At 63.4% G+C, this 19781-nt stretch carries 16 protein-coding genes and 1 pseudogene; 10 read left to right on the plus strand and 7 right to left on the minus strand.

Going from position 1 to position 19781, the window contains the following annotated elements:
* Positions 1-65: 65 nt before the first annotated feature.
* Positions 66-1439, minus strand: coding sequence for an MFS transporter (locus ACIPZF_RS02145; RefSeq protein WP_400794768.1), 1374 nt, complete (start codon positions 1437-1439; stop codon positions 66-68).
* 311 nt (positions 1440-1750) lie between these two features.
* On the opposite strand from ACIPZF_RS02145, the gene quiC reads away from it, so the two are divergent.
* Positions 1751-3658: a 3-dehydroshikimate dehydratase QuiC gene (gene quiC, locus ACIPZF_RS02150; RefSeq protein WP_400794770.1), complete on the plus strand. Its 1908-nt coding sequence runs from the start codon at positions 1751-1753 to the stop codon at positions 3656-3658.
* Positions 3659-3786: 128 nt separating this feature from the next.
* Here the strand turns inward: quiC and ACIPZF_RS02155 are convergent, their stop codons facing one another.
* On the minus strand, positions 3787-4035 hold the full coding sequence (locus ACIPZF_RS02155; protein WP_400794772.1) for a CsbD family protein: 249 nt from the start codon (positions 4033-4035) through the stop codon (positions 3787-3789).
* Between the two features lie 189 nt (positions 4036-4224).
* Between ACIPZF_RS02155 and ACIPZF_RS02160 the strand changes: the two genes are divergently transcribed.
* Positions 4225-4896 carry a TetR/AcrR family transcriptional regulator gene (locus ACIPZF_RS02160; RefSeq protein ID WP_400794774.1) on the plus strand — a complete coding sequence of 224 codons (672 nt, stop codon included), beginning with the start codon at positions 4225-4227 and terminating at the stop codon, positions 4894-4896.
* A 7-nt stretch (positions 4897-4903) separates the two neighbouring features.
* Here ACIPZF_RS02160 and ACIPZF_RS02165 read toward each other — a convergent pair whose 3' ends face one another.
* The gene (locus tag ACIPZF_RS02165) at positions 4904-5911 is read right to left on the minus strand and encodes a GlxA family transcriptional regulator (RefSeq protein WP_400794776.1); all 1008 of its coding nucleotides are present in this window, start codon (positions 5909-5911) and stop codon (positions 4904-4906) included.
* A 321-nt stretch (positions 5912-6232) separates the two neighbouring features.
* Here ACIPZF_RS02165 and ACIPZF_RS02170 point away from each other — a divergent pair, with 321 nt between their 5' ends.
* A complete protein-coding gene (locus ACIPZF_RS02170; protein WP_400794778.1) occupies positions 6233-6445 on the plus strand; it encodes a PLDc N-terminal domain-containing protein in 213 nt (70 codons plus the stop codon).
* A 45-nt stretch (positions 6446-6490) separates the two neighbouring features.
* Here the strand turns inward: ACIPZF_RS02170 and ACIPZF_RS02175 are convergent, their stop codons facing one another.
* The gene (locus ACIPZF_RS02175) at positions 6491-6811 is read right to left on the minus strand and encodes a hypothetical protein (protein WP_400794780.1); all 321 of its coding nucleotides are present in this window, start codon (positions 6809-6811) and stop codon (positions 6491-6493) included.
* A gap of 122 nt (positions 6812-6933) precedes the next feature.
* On the opposite strand from ACIPZF_RS02175, the pseudogene ACIPZF_RS02180 reads away from it, so the two are divergent.
* From ACIPZF_RS02180 to ACIPZF_RS02195, 4 genes and pseudogenes are all read left to right on the plus strand, one after another.
* Positions 6934-7056: pseudogene (locus ACIPZF_RS02180) on the plus strand (RidA family protein); the annotation flags it as partial.
* 27 nt (positions 7057-7083) lie between these two features.
* Positions 7084-7578, plus strand: a complete 495-nt coding sequence (locus ACIPZF_RS02185; RefSeq protein WP_400794782.1) for a GNAT family N-acetyltransferase — start codon at positions 7084-7086, stop codon at positions 7576-7578.
* Positions 7579-7710: 132 nt separating this feature from the next.
* Positions 7711-9804 (plus strand): putative bifunctional diguanylate cyclase/phosphodiesterase, encoded by a 2094-nt coding sequence (locus ACIPZF_RS02190; protein WP_400794783.1) that lies wholly within the window; start codon positions 7711-7713, stop codon positions 9802-9804.
* A gap of 205 nt (positions 9805-10009) precedes the next feature.
* Positions 10010-10888 carry a DMT family transporter gene (locus ACIPZF_RS02195; protein WP_400794785.1) on the plus strand — a complete coding sequence of 293 codons (879 nt, stop codon included), beginning with the start codon at positions 10010-10012 and terminating at the stop codon, positions 10886-10888.
* 4 nt (positions 10889-10892) lie between these two features.
* On the opposite strand, the gene ACIPZF_RS02200 is transcribed toward ACIPZF_RS02195, so the two are convergent.
* Positions 10893-11795, minus strand: coding sequence for a LysR family transcriptional regulator (locus tag ACIPZF_RS02200; RefSeq protein ID WP_400794787.1), 903 nt, complete (start codon positions 11793-11795; stop codon positions 10893-10895).
* A gap of 378 nt (positions 11796-12173) precedes the next feature.
* Between ACIPZF_RS02200 and katG the strand changes: the two genes are divergently transcribed.
* The 3 genes from katG (at position 12174) to ACIPZF_RS02215 (ending at position 17179) form a co-directional block, all read left to right on the plus strand.
* Positions 12174-14429, plus strand: coding sequence for a catalase/peroxidase HPI (gene katG / locus ACIPZF_RS02205; protein WP_400794789.1), 2256 nt, complete (start codon positions 12174-12176; stop codon positions 14427-14429).
* A gap of 172 nt (positions 14430-14601) precedes the next feature.
* Positions 14602-15930: a CDP-diacylglycerol--serine O-phosphatidyltransferase gene (gene pssA / locus ACIPZF_RS02210; protein WP_400794791.1), complete on the plus strand. Its 1329-nt coding sequence runs from the start codon at positions 14602-14604 to the stop codon at positions 15928-15930.
* 82 nt (positions 15931-16012) lie between these two features.
* The gene (locus tag ACIPZF_RS02215) at positions 16013-17179 is read left to right on the plus strand and encodes a GGDEF domain-containing protein (protein WP_400794793.1); all 1167 of its coding nucleotides are present in this window, start codon (positions 16013-16015) and stop codon (positions 17177-17179) included.
* Between the two features lie 96 nt (positions 17180-17275).
* On the opposite strand, the gene ppnN is transcribed toward ACIPZF_RS02215, so the two are convergent.
* Both ppnN and ACIPZF_RS02225 read right to left on the minus strand, forming a co-directional pair.
* Complete coding sequence (gene ppnN, locus ACIPZF_RS02220; RefSeq protein ID WP_400794795.1) at positions 17276-18649, minus strand: nucleotide 5'-monophosphate nucleosidase PpnN; 1374 nt, start codon at positions 18647-18649, stop codon at positions 17276-17278.
* A gap of 49 nt (positions 18650-18698) precedes the next feature.
* On the minus strand, positions 18699-19760 hold the full coding sequence (locus tag ACIPZF_RS02225) for a YeiH family protein (protein ID WP_400794797.1): 1062 nt from the start codon (positions 19758-19760) through the stop codon (positions 18699-18701).
* Positions 19761-19781: the final 21 nt, after the last annotated feature.

Below are 19781 nucleotides of genomic sequence, written 5' to 3' on the forward strand. Positions count from 1 at the left end.
AGCGCGCTATCTGTGGGAGCGGGCTTGCCCCGCGAATGGGCTGCGCAGCAGCCCCATGCGATCTATCAGTTGCTCACCGCCTCAAAACTCCCCTTGCGGCTCGCCTCAAAGGCTTCCTTCTCCATCGGCTTGGCCTGGGGATTACCCAGGTCGTCCATCGCCAGACGATGCGTCTCCGGCGCGATGTACGCCGCCAGCGCACACACGCAGGTGATGAAGAACGCCAGGCCACCCACCACCAGCGGAATGTTATCCGAGCCAGGCGGCGCCACCAGGGCGAACAGCGCCGGCAGCATGGCGGTCATCATGGTGCCGATGTTCTGCGCGATGGCCATGGCCGAGACGCGGTAGCGGGTGTGGAACAGCTCTGGGTAAAAGCTTGGGAACACGGCGTTGTAACCCTGGTAGACCATGCCCCACATGACGATCGATGCGGCAAAGGCCAGCGGCACGTTCTGGATGCTGATCGCATACAGATACACGAACGCCAGCAGGCCCGAGCCCAGGCAGCCGGCGATCATGGTCGGGCGACGGCCGATCTTGTCGGAAAGACTGCCGACGAACGGGATCACCAGCACGGCGACGATGTTGCCCACCACCGGAATCCACAAGTACACGCTCTTGTCGAAGCCGATGCCATAGGCCGGCTGTACCGCGTAGGCTGCGCCGAAGATGGTCGCGACCACCGGGATCACGTTCATCAGGGCCATGAACATCACCAGCACCATGTGCTTCCAGCTGTGGCGGAAAGCTTCGCTGATCGGCGACTTGGCCACCTTGTCCTGCTTTTCTTCCTTCACGAACGCCGGGGTTTCGTGCACTTCCTTACGGATGATGAAGCCTGCGATCAGCACCACCGCACTCATCAGGAACGGAATGCGCCAGCCCCAGTCGTTGAACGCTTCGCTCGGCATGAAGTAGGCCAGCGGCAGGAACACCGCAGCCGCCAGCACCTGGCCGGCCTGCACGCCCTGCAAGGTGAAGCTGGCGTAATAGCCGCGCCGACCGAACGGCGCGTGTTCCATGATCATCGAACTGGCACCGGAAATTTCACCGGCCACCGCGAAGCCCTGGACCAGGCGCAGCAGCACCAGCAAGGCCGGGGCGAGCAGGCCGATGTCGTGGTAGGTCGGCAGCAGGCCGACGGCCATGGTCGACACGCCCATCAGGAACATGCACAGCAGCAGCACGTTCTTGCGCCCACGGGTATCACCCCAGTGGCCGAGCACGAACGCGCCGACTGGCCGCGCCAGGTAGCCCACGCCGTAGGTGGCCAGCGAGGCGATGATGGCCATTTTCGGGTCGGTGTTGGGGAAGAAGATCTGCGGGAAAATCAGCGCCGCAGCCTGGGCATAGATGAAAAAGTCGTAGTACTCGAGTGCTGAGCCTATCCAACCGCTGGCGGTCGCTTTCTTGGCTTGAGAGCTAGAGTGGGCCATTGTTGTCTCCGTTGTTTTTGTTGGTGACCGCACAGTTGGCGTTGCCTGGAGGCAGGCGCTGGGAGAGCGATCGCTATCGGGAGTATTTGCTGCGCTGGGTGGCTGTCGAAGTGCCTGCGTGCGATCACATGGTTGTTCAGCGGTGGCAGTGAATCAATTCGCCTAAACGGGTTTTGTGCGGTAATCGAACGCAAAACTAACCGTTCCGTACAAAGTGATTGCTGCCGCGACTTTACCTGCGAATAATCGATCGTGCCAGGAACCCGTCGAGGTTCGGTTTGTTGTCTTTTCAAATAACAAGGAACTCCACCATGCAGCGTTCGATAGCCACCGTGTCCTTGAGCGGCACTCTGCCGGAAAAGCTCGAAGCCATCGCCGCCGCCGGTTTCGACGGCGTCGAGATCTTCGAGAATGATTTGCTCTACTACGCCGGTAGCCCGCGCGAAGTGCGGCAGATGTGCGCCGACCTCGGCATCGCCATCACCCTGTTCCAGCCGTTCCGCGATTTCGAAGGCTGCCGCCGCGACCGCCTGCAGAAAAACATCGACCGTGCCGAACGCAAGTTCGACCTGATGCAAGAGCTGGGTACCGACCTGGTGCTGGTGTGCAGTAACGTGCAGGTCGACGCGCTGGGTGAAGAACAGCTACTGGTGGACGACCTCCGGCTGCTAGCCGAGCACGCCGGTAAACGCGACCTGCGCATCGGCTACGAAGCTCTGGCCTGGGGCCGCCACGTCAGCACCTACCAGCAAGTCTGGAACCTGGTGCGTCAGGCCGACCATCCGGCGCTGGGGGTGATCCTCGACAGCTTCCACACCCTGTCGCTCAAGGGCGACCCGGCCGCGATCCGCGACATCCCCGGCGACAAGATCTTCTTCGTGCAGATGGCCGACGCGCCGATCCTGGCCATGGACGTGCTGGAGTGGAGCCGCCATTTCCGCTGCTTCCCGGGCCAGGGCGAAATGGACCTGGCCGGCTTCCTCGCGCCGATTCTTGCCACCGGCTATCGCGGCCCGCTGTCGCTGGAAATCTTCAACGATGGCTTCCGTGCCGCGCCGCCCCGGCAGAACGCCGCCGATGGCCTGCGTTCGCTGCTGTACCTCGAAGAGCAGACTCGCCTGCGCCTGCAGCAGGAAGGCACCGCCATCGAACCGGGCGTACTGTTCGCGCCGCCCGCCGCCAGTACCTATAACGGTGTGGAGTTCCTCGAGTTTGCCGTCGACGAAGCCGTCGGCGCGCGCCTGGGTGGCTGGCTCAAGCGTCTGGGCTTTGCCGAAGCCGGCAAGCACCGCAGCAAGGACGTGCACTTGCTGCGCCAGAACGACATCAACATCGTGCTCAATGCAGAACCGTATTCATTCGGCCACAACTTCTTCGAGGCCCACGGCCCGTCGCTGTGCGCCACCGCCCTGCGGGTCAAGGACGAGCACGCCGCGCTGCAGCGCGCCACCGATTTTCGCGGCCAGCCATTCCGTGGCCTGGTCGGCCCGAATGAATGCGAAGTGCCCGCCGTGCGCGCCCCGGACGGCAGCCTGATCTACCTGGTGGAGCAGGGCAAGGAAGGCCCTTCGCTGTACGACACCGACTTCCGCCTGGACCCGGCCGCCACCTCCACCGGCGGTTTGCAGCGCATCGACCACATGGCCCTGGCCCTGCCAGCCGAGTCGCTGGACAGCTGGGTGCTGTTCTACAAGAGCCTGTTCGACTTTGCCGCCGATGACGAAGTGGTGTTGCCCGACCCCTACGGCCTGGTAAAAAGCCGCGCTCTGCGTAGCCAGTGTGGCAGCCTGCGTTTGCCGCTGAACATCTCGGAAAACCGCAACACCGCGATTGCCCACGCGCTGTCCAGCTATCGCGGCTCGGGTGTGCATCATATTGCCTTCGATTGCGCGGATATCTTCAAGGAAGTGGCGCGGGCCAAGGAAGCCGGCGTGCCATTGCTGGAGATCCCGCTGAACTACTACGACGATCTGGCGGCGCGCTTCGATTTCGATGACGAGTTTCTCAGCGAGTTGGCCTATTACAACGTGCTGTATGACCGAGATGCCCAGGGTGGGGAGTTGTTCCACGTGTATACCGAGTCGTTCGAGGACCGCTTCTTCTTCGAGATCATCCAGCGCAAAGGTGGTTATGCCGGATATGGCGCGGCGAACGTTGCAGTGCGCTTGGCGGCGATGGCCAAGCGGCGGAGCGGGGCGGTGCGTAAACCAGTACTGTAGTCGAGCTACCTATCTTGAAACCAGTATGACCCCAGTGGGAGCGGCTTCAGCCGCGAAGCGAGCGACGCGGTGTATGGCACCGGCTTCGCCGGTGTTCGCGGCTGAAGCCGCTCCCACGGGGTGGTGCGTCAGCGACGGAGCAGGCGATTAAGCACCAGCACAATACCTGCGCCCACTGCCAGCGCAGTGAGTGGCTTCTCCTTCACGAACGTGGATACGGTGTTCACCGCATCACCATAGCTCTTCGTAAGCTGGCCCGACGCTTGCCGCGCATCACCCTCGGCTTCCAGGGACGGGTCTTCGAGCAACTGCCCTGCTGCACTCTGTGCCTTGCCTGCAGCTTTTTCTACAATTCCTTCGATCTGTTCACGCTTCATGGTTGGAAACCTTCCTGTGATTTAGCTGTGGGCCTAACGCAGGATTAGGGGGCAGGACCTGTCGATAAGTTCAAATCGGTGCCATGCGCCATCCCCAATCCTGACCACTCGACCAACAGCGCGCTTCCCTGCGCCGCCCGCCTCACGGATAATCCCTGGCAAATCCCAATAAACACCCCGTGAGCAGCCATGAGCCACCCCGTAGCCCCCCTCGGCCAGCCCGAGACCGAAGGGACACGCAAATCGCGCAAGAACAACCCCGAGAAAACCCGCGAGGACATCCTCCAGGCCGCCATCAACGAGTTCGTCCAACAGGGCCTGGCCGGGGCGCGGGTGGATGCCATCGCCGAGCGCACGGCCACCTCCAAGCGCATGATCTATTACTACTTCGGCAGCAAGGAGCAGCTGTACGTCGAGTGCCTGGTCAAGCTCTACGGTGACATCCGCGAGACCGAGCATCGCCTGGACCTGGAGTCGCTGCCGGCCGAGCAGGCGATCCAGCGCCTGACCGATTTCACCTTCGACCACCACGACCGCAACGTCGATTTCGTGCGCATGGTCTGCAACGAAAACATCCACTACGGCGAATACGTGAAGAAAACCCCGGCCATTCGCGAGATGAGCAGCCTGGTGCTGCAGGCCCTGGGCCGCACGCTGGAGCGGGGTGTGCAGGAGGGCGTGTTCCGTCCGGGCATCGAGGTGATCGACCTGCACATGCTGATGAGCTCGTTCTGCTTCTATCGGGTGTCGAACCGCCACACCTTTGGCGACATCTTCCAGATCGACCTGTTCGACGAGCAGATCAAGCTGCGCCACAAGGCAGTGATCTGTGAAGCGGTGATGCGCTACATCAAGGCCTGACTGCCGTTCACTCGCCCAGCCGTTGCTCGCGGGACGGCGGGTAGCCGAAGTACGCCGCATAGCACTTGCTGAAGTGCGACACCGAGACGAAGCCGCAGGCCACTGCCACCTCCATCACCGAAAGGTCGGAATACTGCAGCAGGCGGCGGCTTTTGGTGATGCGCAGTTCCATGTAGTAGCGCCGCGGCGAAGTGCCCAGCTGGGCCTGGAACAGGCGGTCGATCTGCCGGCGTGAGCGGCCGCTGTAGGCGGCCAGCTGGTCGAGACTGAGGGTTTCTTCGAGGTTGTTCTCCATCAGCTCGACGATGGTGCGCAGGTGCAGGCTCATGGACTTTTTCGCGCCTGGGCCGACCTGGCGGTAGCGCGCGCCGGAGAACGAAAGGATTTCTTCGACGCCTTCGGCCAGGCCGTCGCCATACAGCCGGCGCACCAGGCCAAGCATCAGCTCCATGGCGCCGTTGGGGCTGGCGGCGCTGAGGCGGTCGCGGTCGAGGGTGAAACTGGCCGGGGTGATGTGCGTTTGCGGGCTGCGCTCGGACAGGCTGGCGCGCTGTTCGGGGTGGATGCTGCAGCCATAATCGTCCAGCACCCCGGCGCGGCCAAGGAACCAGGCACCGTTCCACAGCCCGCCCAACGCTTTGCCGTGGGCGGCGCAGTCATCCAGCAGGCGGTCGAGCTCCGGATACTTGAGCGGGGTACGCAAGCCGCCGCAGACGATCAGCAGGTCGAGTTCCTTCAATTCGCTGGCGGCAAGCTCGCTGGCTACCAGCTCCAGGCCCAGGTCACTCAGCACCCGGTCACCGTCCAGCGACAGCGGGGTGAATGCGAAGCTGTCGGCGCGCAGCAGATTGGCGGTGACCAGCACGTCCATGGCCACAGTGAAACTGGCCATGGAGAAGTGTTTGAGCAGGACGAAGTCGACCCGGTAGGGCGCCTGCGGGCTGCCGGTCACGGATTTGAGCCGCAGCATGTTGCTGGTGCTAGTCTTCTTACTGAACTGACGTGGGGTGGGCACTCTGGACTCCGCTTCCTGGCTGGCCGTGAGAGTGTGGCGGGTGGCCGGGGGAAAGACAATCGCCAGGGTCGGTGTGTCGTGTTCCAGGTCGTGTTGAGGCAAGTGGGCTGTGGGAGCTTGCCTTGGGCGGTGTGGCGCAGGCGTAACTGGCCGAAGGTAGACCGTAGGAGCGGATTCATCCGCGATGCGCCGCGCGGGCGGCGCTCGATCTCAAGAGCGCCGAAGCAATCGCGTCAAGCACGCGATGGGGCTGTAAAAATCCGAATGAACCCTCACAGCATAAAGCGACCCAACCTAGTACATGCCTACGGGAGAGTGCTAATGGAAATCGGAACGATCTGGATCATTGTCGCAGCCTTGGTCATCCTGTTGGAGATCTTCGCCATCTGGCACATCATCGGCAGCGACAGGCGCGCCGAGCGCAAGATGCTGTGGGTCGTCTTCGTGGTCTATGCACCGCTCCCCGGTTTGCTGTTTTGGGCATGGCGCGGGCCACGCGCGGTGAAGGGCAGGGCGGTGTTGCAGGAGAAATGACGGGCCAGGCATCAGGTGCAGGGCGCCTGATGCCCGCGGCGAGCGTCAGGGAATCTCCACCTCGATGGCATCCTCCAGGTCGTTCACCATGAGGCTGCCTGTGAAGCTGATGAGGTGATCGACCTCAAGCGTTTTGAAAGCTTCCTTGATTTGCTTGCGCATCACGTTACGGGCCTCGTTACGCTTTTGCTCGTTGGTCCCGGAAGCGAGGGGGATGTGGCCGAGTAAAGTGGTCTGAATGGTCTCGTGTGGAGTCCAACCCATATGGTGTCGCATGTGATACCGCGCTGCATCGGCTTGTGATTCGTGAATCTTTTTGTGCGGTTTGATGGTGTAAGCGAGTTGGAACGCGTGTGGTTTGCTCATGGTGTTTCCTTTTTCGAAGGTGGCCTCCTTGCCGGATTCTGCAATCTAGCGGGCAATCCGAGCGGCGAAAATAGACGCGTTGTTCACTCCGCGCCGTGGCCATTGCGAAAATGACTACAACACGCTGCCTGGGTGCGCACATGAAGCCGGCTTGTACGCTGATCCCGGTGCCGCGTCTGGCGTTGGCTGGGATGTTGGTTGAGATTGAGGCGGTTGCAGCGATAATGACAGAGCACCAGCCCTAGAATCGCACTTTCATCCGAGCCCGCCCCATGCTGCCCATCGAACTGCTCCCGACCACCGCCGACCAGGCCGAACTGATCCGTAACCTCTACCAGTTCTACGCCTACGAATCTTCCGACTGGGAGCAGGAAGATGTCGAGGTGGACGGGCGCTTCTACGTCCATGAAGAGCACCTGCAGCGCTACTGGCAGTCCGCAGGCTGGAGCGCCAGCCTGGTGCTGGTGGACGGGTTCATTGCGGGCTTCGTGCTGGTCGAGCGTAGCGAGCTGCCAGGCTTCGACGCCAGCGAACTGGCCGATCTGTTCATCCTCAGGCGCTATCGTCGCCAGGGCATCGGCCGCGCCGTGGCGCAACAGATGCTTAGTGCGCCGGGCGATTGGCTGCTGCGCTGCTACGCGCCGGACCCGGTGGCTGTCGCCTTCTGCACGGCCGTGGTGGCCGACCTGCCGCGGCGGGTGCAGCAGATCGTGCTTGACGACGACCCGAACCTGCTGACCTACAAGGTCAGCGCCGCGCTGCATTGAGCGCGCAGTAAATTTTGTGAGCTACTTCACAAAATCAACCTACACGGCATAATGCCAGCACTATCTGATCAAGGCCCAGCCGCTCTGGACTGGGGTTCCTTTTCGTGCGCGTCGCAGGTTCAGGGAAAATTCATGTCGCTAGTCGCAAGCCCCGACATCATGTACCGGCTGTTGATCCAGAGCGTGGTGGACTATGCCATCTACCTGCTCACCCCAGACGGTATTGTCGCCAACTGGAACCCTGGCGCCCAACGAGCCAAGGGGTACCTTGCTGACGAGATCGTCGGCAAGCATTACTCGCTGTTCTACAGCGAAGCCGAACGTGCCGCCGGCCTGCCCGAACAGAATCTGGAGCAGGCACGCCACACTGGTCGCTTCGAGGAAATCGGCTCGCGCCTGCGCAAGGACGGCAGCGCCTTTCACGCCCATGTGGTGATCGATGCCGTTCGCGATGACAACGGCCAGCTGGTCGGCTTCGCCAAGGTCACGCGCGATATTTCCGAGCGCCGCCAACAGGAGCTTGAGCTGTTGCAGGCCAAGGAACTGGCCGAGCAGTACAGCCAGGAAATGGCCAAACTGTCGCAGTTTCTCGATTCGGTGATCGCCAACATCCCCGCCAGTGTCATCGTCCAGGATTTGGAAAGCCAGCGCATCCTGTTGGCCAACCAGCAGGCAGAACGCCTGTTCGGCGGGGGTATCACCAGCATGATCGGCCGTTTGCCCGGCGAATGCCTGGCACCGGCCGCCGCTGATTACCTTGAGCAACAGCTCAGCCGCGGCGCGCGCAATGCCAAGGGCTATGCTGCTGAAACCCGGGTCGATACCGCCTGCGGGCCGCGTACGTTGCGCAGCCGTGCGCTGCTAAGCCAGCACCGCGAGGGGCAGGCCGACTATGTGCTGTTCGTTGCTGAAGACGCCACTGAAGAGCTGGCCGCCCACGCGCAGATCCATCACATGGCGCACCACGACGCGCTCACCGGCCTGCCTAACCGCACGCTGTTCAACGAGCGTCTCAAACAGGCGCTGCTGCGTGGCCACGAGGGCGACAAGCTGACCGCCGCGTTGTGCCTGGACCTGGACAATTTCAAGAACATCAACGATTCACTCGGCCACGCCTTCGGCGACAAGCTGCTGCGCGCCCTCGGCAAACGCCTGCGCCGTGAGTTGCGCGAGCATGACACCCTGGCCCGCCTGGGCGGTGACGAGTTTGCCGTGGTGCTGACCCACCTGGATAACCGCGAGGGCGCCTGCAATACCGCGCAGCGCCTGATCGACGCGATCTGCCCGCCGTTCCAGATCGACGGCCATCAGTTCACCGTGGGCGTGAGCATCGGCATCGCGATTGCGCCCGATGACAACGAACAGGCCGAGCAACTGCTGGGCTATGCCGACATGGCGCTGTACGAGGCCAAGCGCAACGGCCGCAACCGGTACGAGTGTTTCCAGGTCGAACTGGATGTTGCCGCACGCCAGCGCCGCCTGGTTGAAACTGACCTGCGCACGGCGCTGCACCTGGGCCAGTTGCATCTGCACTATCAGCCGGTAGTGGATCAGCAGACCAGCAGCGTGACCGGTTATGAGGCGCTGCTGCGCTGGGAGCACCCGACCCGGGGCATGGTCATGCCGATGGACTTCATCCCCATCGCCGAGGAAACCGGGCTGATCCACGAACTGGGTATCCGCGCGCTGAATCTGGCGTGCCAGGAGGCGGCCACCTGGGACAGCGAGCAGACGGTGTCGGTCAACCTGTCACCGGTGCAGTTCAAGAATGCCAACCTGGTGCATACCGTGGCGCTGGCTTTGGCCGATTCGGGCTTGCCGGCACGGCGCCTGGAGCTGGAAATCACCGAATCGGTATTGCTCGGCAACAGCGAGGAGAACGTGCGCACCCTGCGTGCATTGAAGGACCTGGGCGTGTCGATTTCCCTGGACGACTTCGGCACCGGCTATTCCTCGCTGGGTTACCTGCGTTCGTTTCCCTTCGACCGGATCAAGATCGACAAGTCGTTCGTGCATGACATGTGCGACAGCCGGGAGGCGATGTCGATCATTCGTGCTATCACCGAGCTGTCCAACAGCCTGATGATCAAGACTACGGCCGAGGGCGTCGAGTCTGAAGAGCAGATGCAGCGGTTGAGGGCGGAGGGGTGCTCGCACTTCCAGGGGTATCTGTATGGGCGACCGGTGCCTGCCGGGGAGCGGTTGAAGCAGGTGGCAGTGGCTTGAGTGGTGATGGGGCTGCTTTGCAGCCCATGCGCGGGACAAGCCTTGCCGGGAGCAGAAACTGGTCGATCAGCGAACGAAAAACACTGTGCCCTGAACCGGCGCGTCAATCGGCCTTCCTCAAGTTGTCGTATCTCTTCTAGAATCCCTGCTGTCGCACCTGCCTTCACCTGGCGCTGCATGCCGCCGCGCCGCCATCGAGAACGCCATGAGTTCCAGCACACCGCTGTCCGGAGTCAACCACCCCCTGCGCGGCATCGTCCTGGTGGTGGTGGCGACGTTCCTGTTCGCCAGCCACGATGCCTTGTCCAAGTTCCTCGGTGGCCTGTACCCGATCGTCATGGTGGTGTGGGCCCGCTATGTGGTGCACACCTTGCTGATGGCCGGGATCTTCCTGCCCAAGTCCGGCCTCAATGTGTTGCGGACCCGGCGGCCGGTGTTGCAGACCTTGCGTGCGTTGAGCCTGCTCAGCACCAGCCTGCTGTTCACCACCGGCCTGCAATACCTGCCGCTGGCCGAGGCGACATCGGTCAACTTCCTCGCACCGGTGCTGGTCACCGCGCTGTCGGCGCCGCTGCTCAAGGAGCGGGTGACCATAGGGCAGTGGGTGGCGGTGGTGCTGGGTTTCATCGGCGTGCTGGTGGTGGTGCACCCCGACGGCGCGATGTTTACACCGGCCATCCTGTACCCGTTCGGCTCGGCGCTGGGGTTCTGCTTCTATCAGTTGCTGACGCGCATCCTTTCGGCCTACGACAGCCCGACCACCAGCAATTTCTACGCGGGGCTGTGCAACACCCTGGTGATGAGTGCGCTGGTGCCATTCTTCTGGGAACTGCCGCGTTGGGACCACGCGTTGCTGATGCTGGCCTTGGGCGGCTTCGGCATGAGCGCGCATTTGCTGTTGACCCAAGCCTTTCGCCATGCCGCGCCGGCATTATTGGCACCGTTCAGCTACTGCCAGATCGTGTTTGCCGGGTTGCTGGGGCTGCTGATCTACGGCCAGGTACCGGACAGCGCCAGCCTCGCGGGCATTGCCATCATTTGCGTGAGTGGCTTGGGTGCAGCCTGGATGCAGCGCGGCAAATGAACCGCTACCGCGCCATGAACTGCAGAATCCGCTCGCGCAGCCAGCGCTCGGCCGGGTCGTTGTCCTGGGCGCCGCTCCAGACCATCGACAATTCCGCCTCGGTGATCTCGAACGGCGCAGGGTCCGCGCGCAGGCTGCCATCGTCGGCCAGGGCGCAGGCGGCGTAGTCCGGTACGGTGGCGATCATCTCGGTGTTGCGCAGCAAGGCGCGCAGGCTGCCAAACTGCGGCACCGCCAGTACGACCTTGCGGCAACGGCCGATGCGCGCCAGGTCCAGGTCGATATTGCCGCTCATGTCACCGGAGAACGACACCATCACATGTGGCCTGGCGCAATATTCGTCGAGCGTCAGCGGGCCTGGGCGGTCGTCGGCGCGCAGCACGCGCACGCCGATGTCGCGCAGTTTGCGGCGCTTGGCGGTGGCGGGCAGGTCGGTGGTGTAGCTGACGCCGACCGAGATCTCGCCGCTGGCCAGCAGGCTGGGCATCAACAGGAAGTTGGCCCGGCGCACCACCACGCTGATCTCCGGTGCTTCTTCGCGCAGGGCCTGCAGCAGGGCTGGGAACAGGCCGAACTCGGCATCGTCGGAGAGCCCCAGGCGGAACACGTTGCAGCTGTTGGCCGGGTCGAATTCCCGTGCGCGGCTGATTGCCGATGAGATCACGTCCATGGCCGGGCCGAGCTCGGCGAAAATCTGCATCGCTCGCGGGGTCGGCTCCATGGCGCGGCCGCTGCGGATCAGCAGCGGGTCGTCGAACAGCTCGCGCAGACGGGCGAGGGCGGCACTGACGGTGGACTGGGTGATGAACAGCTTTTCGCCGACGCGGGTGAGGTTGCGTTCGATCATCAGGGCTTCGAAAAGCACCAGCAGGTTCATGTCGACGCGGCGCAGGTCGTTGCGGTTCATGGGGCTTGGCTCACGGGGATAGGTTGGCGGTGTATTGAAGCACGGAGCTGGTCCTTGTGCCTTGTATGGATGTGCGGGCCTCTTCGCGGGGCAAGCCCGCTCCCACAGGTAGCTCATTGTATTCGGCTGCAGTGGAGTATCTGTGGGAGCGGGCTTGCCCCGCGAAGAGGCCCGAACAGGCTCACCGACAGAGCCAACCTATCAGCCACTAATACCCACTCTATTAGAAGTCTGCCCAAGCTCGACTAGTCTTCACTCTGGCCCTGTGACCGTGACCGACCTGACCTGATGAGGGGTAGGCATGAGCCCATGTGCTCGGCTGAAAGAACACCTGGCATAGACCGGAAATCTGGATAACCGACCCAAAGGTAACAGCAGATGTCGAACGAATCGAAATGCCCGTTCCATCAAACCGCGGGTGGCGGCACCACCAACCGTGACTGGTGGCCTGACCAGCTCAACCTCAGAATCCTCCATCAACACTCGTCCAAGTCCAGTCCCGACCCGGACTTCGACTATGCCAAGGCGTTCAAGAGCCTCGACTTCCAGGCGTTGAAACAAGACCTGACCGCCTTGATGACCGACTCCCAGGACTGGTGGCCGGCCGACTTCGGCCACTACGGCCCGCTGTTCGTGCGCATGGCCTGGCACAGCGCCGGCACCTACCGCATCGCCGATGGCCGTGGCGGCGCCGGCTCAGGCCAGCAGCGCTTCGCCCCCCTCAACAGCTGGCCCGACAACGTCAGCCTGGACAAGGCCCGGCGCCTGCTGTGGCCGATCAAGCAGAAGTACGGCAACAAGATCTCCTGGGCCGACCTGATCGTGCTCACCGGTAACGTCGCCCTGGAGTCGATGGGCTTCAAGACCTTCGGCTTCTCCGGCGGCCGCGCCGATGTCTGGGAGCCGGACGAAGACGTGTACTGGGGCTCGGAAAAAGTCTGGCTGGGTGGCGACACTCGCTACGGCAAGGAGCAGGTCAAGGCGCAGCCGCCAGGGCAGGGTGACCTGGTTGCGGAGCCGGAGAAACATCCCGAGGAACAGAGCCGCGACCTCAGCGCCGAGCGCAACCTGGAAAATCCGCTGGCCGCCGTGCAGATGGGCCTCATTTACGTCAACCCGGAAGGCCCTGAAGGCGAACCCGACCCTGTGAAATCGGGCAAGGACATCCGCGAAACCTTCGGCCGCATGGCCATGAACGACGAAGAAACCGTGGCCCTGATTGCCGGTGGCCATGCCTTCGGCAAGACCCATGGTGCCGGCCCGGCCGACAACGTCGGCCCCGAGCCAGAAGCAGCAGGCCTGGAGCTGCAGGGCCTGGGTTGGCCCAACAAGCTGGGCAGCGGAAAGGGCGCCGATACCATCACCAGTGGCCTCGAAGTGACCTGGACCTCGACGCCGACCCGGTGGAGCAACGAGTACCTCAACAACCTGTTCAATTTCGAATGGGAATTGACAAAGAGCCCGGCCGGCGCCCACCAGTGGCGGCCCAAAGAGGGCAAAGGTGCGGGTACCGTGCCGGATGCCCACGACCCGAGCAAAACACACGCGCCGTCCATGCTCACCTCCGACCTGGCACTGCGTTTCGACCCGATCTACGAGCCGATCGCTCGGCGCTTCAAGGAAAACCCCGAGCAGTTGGCGGACGCCTTCGCCCGTGCCTGGTACAAGCTGATCCACCGCGACATGGGCCCACTGGCGCGTTATCTTGGCCCGGAAATGCCCAATGAAGAACTACTGTGGCAAGACCCGCTGCCCAAAGCCGACCAGGCACCGCTGAGCGAGCAGGATATCGCTGCGCTCAAGTCGAAGATTCTGGATTCGGGCCTGAGCGTGGGCGAACTGGTCTCCACGGCGTGGGCTTCCGCCTCGACCTTCCGCGGCTCCGACAAACGCGGCGGGGCCAATGGCGCCCGTCTGCGTTTGGCGCCGCAGAAGAGCTGGGCTGCCAACCAGGGCGTTGACAAGGTGCTGGCGGCGCTGGAGAAAATCCAGGGTGAGTTCAACAACGGTGGCAAGCAGGTGTCCCTGGCCGACCTGATCGTGCTGGCCGGTACCGCCGCTGTCGAGAAGGCGGCCAAGGGCGCCGGTTACAGTGGCAGCGTGGGGTTCCGGCCAGGCCGTGTCGACGCTTCTCAGGAGCAGACCGATGTCGAGTCGTTCGCCGTACTCGAACCGCTCGCCGACGGCTTCCGCAACTTCACCAAGGCCCGGTACAGCGTCAAGGCCGAGAAACTGCTGCTGGACAAAGCCCAGCTGCTGACCCTCACCGCCCCCGAGCTGACCGCGCTGATTGGCGGTCTGCGGGTGCTGGGCGCCAACCATGGTGGCAGCAAACATGGCGTGTTCACCGACAAGCCGGGCACCCTGAGCAACGACTTCTTCCGCAACCTGCTGGACATGAGCGTGGAGTGGAAGCCGACGTCAGCCGACAACGAAGCCTTCGAAGGGCGGGATCGCAAGACTGGCCAGGTGAAGTGGACGGGCAGTCGTGTCGACCTGGTGTTCGGCTCGCATGCCCAGTTGCGGGCGCTGAGCGAGGTGTATGGCAGCAGCGACGGCAACGACAAGTTCATCAAGGACTTCGTCGCGGCTTGGGTTAAAGTCATGGAACTCGATCGCTTCGATCTGAAATAGCAACAACCGGGGTGCTCTGCACCCCTTTTCGCGGGCAAGCCCGCTCCCACAGGTACAGTGCCAGGGCAAAATATGGCACTGTACCTGTGGGAGCGGGCTTGCCCGCGAATGGGAGCACTACAATCAGCGTGACCGCCAGGACGGACCTGATTGCAGACAAAGGTGACTATATTTGAACCCCGAATCCATGCTGACGGCGCTGTCAGGTTTCGCCATCGCCCCTGAGGCGATCCAGGTACTACCTGATGCCGCGGCCTATCGTACCTGCCTGCTTGAACGCATCGCCACGGCAACCCGGCGGATCGTTATCGTTGCCCTGTACCTGCAGGAGGACGAGGCCGGGCAGGAAGTGCTCGATGCCTTGTATCAGGCCAAGGCCGCGCGGCCGGGCCTTGAGATCGTCATCGTGGTCGACTGGTTCCGTGCCCGCCGCGGCCTGCTGGGGGCAGGGCGTCAGCCTGGCAATGCCGCCTGGTACCAGGCCCAGCGCCAGATGCGTGGACTGGATGTGGTAATCCATGGCGTGCCGGTGCAAACCCGCGAGCTGTTCGGCGTGCTGCACCTCAAAGGCAGTGTGATCGATGACTGCGTGATCTACACGGGCGCCAGCCTCAACAATGTCTACCTGCACCGGTTCGACCGCTACCGCCTGGACCGCTACCACCTGTTCCAATCGGCGGGGCTGGCCGATGCCATGGTCGATCTGGTACGGCGCCTGCTGCACCACACCGCCACACCGCGCCTGGACCTGCCTGCGCCACCCGAAACCCGCAACCTGCGCGGCGATATCCGCCGCCTGCGCGCGCGGTTGCGGCGCATGGCGTATAAGGCGCCGGCTGCCGCGCCGGGGCAGGGCCTGCGGGTGGTGCCGTTGCTCGGCGTCGGCCGTGGCAACCCCCTCAACCGCGCCCTGTGTGCGCTGCTGGCTGCGGCCCGTTCGCAGGTCATCATCAGTACGCCGTATTTCAACCCACCTCGGGTGGTGATGCGCGAGATCGACCATGCGCTGGACCGTGGGGTGCGGGTCGAGCTGATTGTCGGTGATCGTACCGCCAACGACTTCTACATCGCCCCCGGCGAGCCGTTCAGCGCCAGTGGTGCGTTGCCTTACCTTTACGAAGACAACCTGCGCGCCTTTGCCCGGCGACGCCAGGCCGGTATTGCCAGCGGCCAGTTGACGGTGCGGATCTGGAACGACCCGGGGCACACCTTTCATGCCAAAGGCGTGTGGGTCGACCAGCGTTTTTCGCTGTTGACCGGCAACAACCTCAACCCGCGCGGGTTCAACCTGGACCTGGAAAACGGCTTGCTGATCGACGACCCGCAAGGCCAGTGGACTGTGCCGCGCGAGGTCGAACTGGAAGGCATTCGCCGGCATGCGCCGAAGATCGCCTCGGCCGAACAACTGGGGGTCAAGGCAGAACATCCCAAGGAAGTGCGCAAGCTCCTGCGCCGTCTGCGTTTCAGCCGCCTGGAACCGTTGATCAAGCGGGTGCTTTGAGCCGTTATTACCTCTCTGAAAAGTCATGGCAAACGAATACAATCAGCCGTTTTCCACGTTAACCAGATAGGCCAACACTTTCATGGCGCTTGATCCACCCACGATGCTCACCATTACCATCGCCCTGGCTGCCGCCGCAGCCCTGTACCAGGCGATCGAGTGGCGCAGCGTCCGCGAATCCTTGCTGCTGTACTGGAGCGCGGGGTTCGCCACCATCACCATCGGCTCGACCCTGGCCCTGCTGCGCGGTATCGGCTTGCTGCTGATCGGTATCTGGTTCGCCAACGGGCTGCTGGTGGTGGCGCATGCATTCTTCCTGTTGGGCGTGGTGCGGTTTACCCAGACCCGGCTGTCACGGGCATGGCTGTTGATCGTGCCGCTGTGGTTCGCCTTGCTGCTGCTGCCACCGGGGCCGGAGTGGTCGAAAGTCATGCTGATGGCCAACTCGCTGCTGGTGGCGCTGCTCACGCTCAAGGGCAGCCTGCTGTTGCGCCCGCATGGCAAGTCGTTGAGCGTGGGGGCGGTACAGTTGCGTTATGTACTGCTGATCCATGGCCTGTTCTACGTAGCCAAGGCGGTCATCGCGATCACCCCCGGCACGCTGATCGACCTGGCGACGTTCGGCGGCCTGATCATCCAGATATCGCTGGTGGAAGGGGCCATGGCCATCATGCTGATCGCCCTGTCGATGACCGGCACCGTGCGCTACCGCCGTGAAGAACGGATTGCCCGCCTGGCCGCGCGCGATCCATTGACAGCGCTGTACAACCGCCGTGCGCTGGAGGTCCGTGCTACGCACTTGTTCAAGGATGTGAGCCCGGCCCGGCCTGGCGCCTTGCTGCTGATCGACATCGACAACTTCAAGCTGGTCAACGACCTGCACGGCCACGCCGCCGGTGACCGCTTGCTTGTCGCACTGAGCGAAATGATCCGCACGGTGCTGCCGGAGCGGGCACTTGCCGCGAGGCTGGGGGGCGATGAGTTCGTCATTCTGCTGCGCGATGCCAGCAGTGAGCGGGTGGTGGAGCTGGGCAGTGTGTTGCGCGGCCAGTTCCAGCAATTTGCCGAGCAGGCCATGCCCACGCCGCAGGCGGTGACTCTGAGTATCGGCGCCAGCCTGTTCGACCAGCCGCCGGCAAGCCTGGCGGCGTTGATCGAGCAGGTGGATGTGGCGCTGTATCAGTCCAAGCGCGGTGGGCGTGACAGCATTCGGCTGGTTGACCGGACCGAGGTGAGCCCGGTCAGGTAATGGGGTGCCTGCTGGCCTCTTCGCGGGGCAAGCCCGCTCCCACAAGGTCGGTGCCAGTCGCTCTGTGGGAGCGGGCTTGTCCCGCGAAATGGCCCGTCAGGTCACAACCTGATAGCAGGGCACATACGCCGCACCACCCGGCAATTTCATCCGGTGCTGGTCGACGAAAGCCTGCAGCAATCGCCCCAACGGCTCCAACACCGCACTGTCGCCACGGATCTGATACGGCCCGTGCTCTTCGATCAGGCGGATGCCCTTGTCCTTGACGTTACCCGCGACGATCCCGGAAAACGCCCGGCGCAGGTTGGCCGCCAGCTCATGCGGTGGCAGCTCGCGGCGCAGGGCCAGTTCGGCCATGTTGGCGTGGGTCGGGTCGAACGGGTGCTGGAAGCCCTCGTCGATCTTCAGCAGCCAGTTGAAGTGGAAGGCGTCGTTGCGCTCGCGGCGGAACTGCTTGACCTCCTTGAGCCCCTCGACCATGTGCCGGGCCACCTCGGCCGGGTCATCGATGATGATCTGGTAGTGACGCTGGGCGGCTTCGCCGAGGGTGGCGCCGACGAAGGCGTGCAGCTGCAGCAGGAACGGCTCGGCACTGCGCGGCCCGGTCAGTACCACCGGGAAGGGCAGGTCCTGGTTGTCCGGGTGCATGAGGATGCCCAGCAGGTAGAGGAACTCTTCGGCGGTACCGGCGCCGCCGGGGAAGATGATGATGCCGTGGCCGACACGGACGAAGGCTTCCAGGCGCTTCTCGATGTCCGGCAGGATCACCAGTTCGTTGACGATCGGGTTGGGCGCCTCGGCGGCGATGATGCCCGGCTCGGTCAGGCCCAGGTAGCGGCTGCCGTGCATGCGCTGCTTGGCGTGGGCGATGGTCGCGCCCTTCATCGGGCCTTTCATCACGCCAGGGCCGCAACCGGTGCAGACGTCCAGCTTGCGCAGGCCCAGCTCATGGCCGACCTTCTTGGTGTACTGGTACTCCTCGCTGCTGATCGAGTGGCCGCCCCAGCACACCACCATTTTCGGCTCCACGCCCGGGCGTAGGGTGCGGGCGTTGCGCAGCAGGTGGAAAACGTAGTCGGTGATGCCCTGGGAGCTTTCCAGGTCGATGCGCTGGCTGGCCAGCTCGCTTTCGGTGTAGACGATGTCGCGCAGGGCGCTGAACAGCATCTCGCGGGTGCTGGCGATCATTTCGCCATCGACGAAGGCGTCGCCCGGTGCGTTCAGCAGCTCCAGGCGCACGCCACGGTCTTGCTGGTGGATCCGTACCTCGAAGTCCTTGTAGGCCTCGAGGATGGTCTTGGCATTGTCAACGTGCGCGCCGGTGTTGAGGATGGCCAGGGCGCACTGGCGAAACAGGGTGTAGAGCGTACCGGTACCGACTTCACTCAGTTGCTGGACTTCACGTTGCGACAGCGTCTCCAGGCTGCCTTTGGGGCTGACGGATGCATTGATGACATGGCGTTGGGGCATCTAAGTCTTTCCTGTGCAGGTAAAACATCCTTCTTTCCAACACCATAAGTCATGCGAACAGCTTTTGCACACCCAGCGTAATTGCAACGCCGCCGCCCAGCAGCCACAGGTTGAGAATCGCCCCGGTGATCAGCGCCCGCGGGCCGGCCTGGCGAATCTGGCTGAAACGGGTTTCCATGCCCAGCGCGGTCATTGCCATGGTCAGGGCGAAGGTGTCGAGGTTGTTGACGACATGGGTCACGCTGCCCGGCAGCACCTGCAGCGAGTTCACCAGTACCAGGCCGAGGAAGCCGAAGGCGAACCAGGGCATGGCGATGCGGCCGTTGCCCTGGGCCTGGCCTGGCTGGCGCGAGCGGCTGATCCACAGGCCGACCACCAGCAGTACCGGCACTAGCAGCATTACACGGGTCATCTTGACGATGGTGGCGATGTGCGTCGCCTCAGGGCTGACGTTGCTCGCCGCGCCCACCACCTGCGCCACTTCGTGGATCGTGCCACCGAGGAACAGGCCGGCGCCCAGGGTATCCAGGTGCAACCAGCCGGCATTGATCGCCAGCGGGTAGAGGAACATCGACAGGGTGCCGAACAGCACCACGCTACCGACCGCCATGGCGCTTTTATGCGGGGCGCTGCGCAAGGCCGACTCGAATGCCAACACCGCAGCGGCGCCGCAGATAGCGCTGCCAGCGGCGGTCAGCAAGGCGGTGTCGCGGTCCAGCTTGAGCACTTTCATGCCACACCACAGGCCGATCAGCAGGGTGCTGACTACGACCAGTATCGACACCGTCAGCCCGGACCAGCCGACTTCGGCGATTTCCTGCAGGCTGACGCGCAGGCCAAAGAATGCCACGGCGATGCGCAGCAGGCCGCGCGCAGAGAAGTTGATGCCGGCTGCCCAGCTGGCGGGCACGCCGTCACGCAGGGCATTGCCGTACAAGGCGCCAGCGACGATACCGACGATCAGTGGGCTGATGCCCAGGTTGGCGATGGCAGGCAGTGCAGCCAGTTGGGTGACCGCGAACGCGAACAACGCGACGAACAGAATGCCGTTGAGCCGCCCGCGGGTGGAGAGGGTAGGGGCAAAGGCGGGGTTGGACGGAACCGTGGCCATGTGAGTCCTCCGGAAAAGGTG

Source organism: Pseudomonas sp. NPDC089752 (assembly GCF_044748725.1).
Taxonomy (GTDB): Bacteria; Pseudomonadota; Gammaproteobacteria; order Pseudomonadales; family Pseudomonadaceae; genus Aquipseudomonas.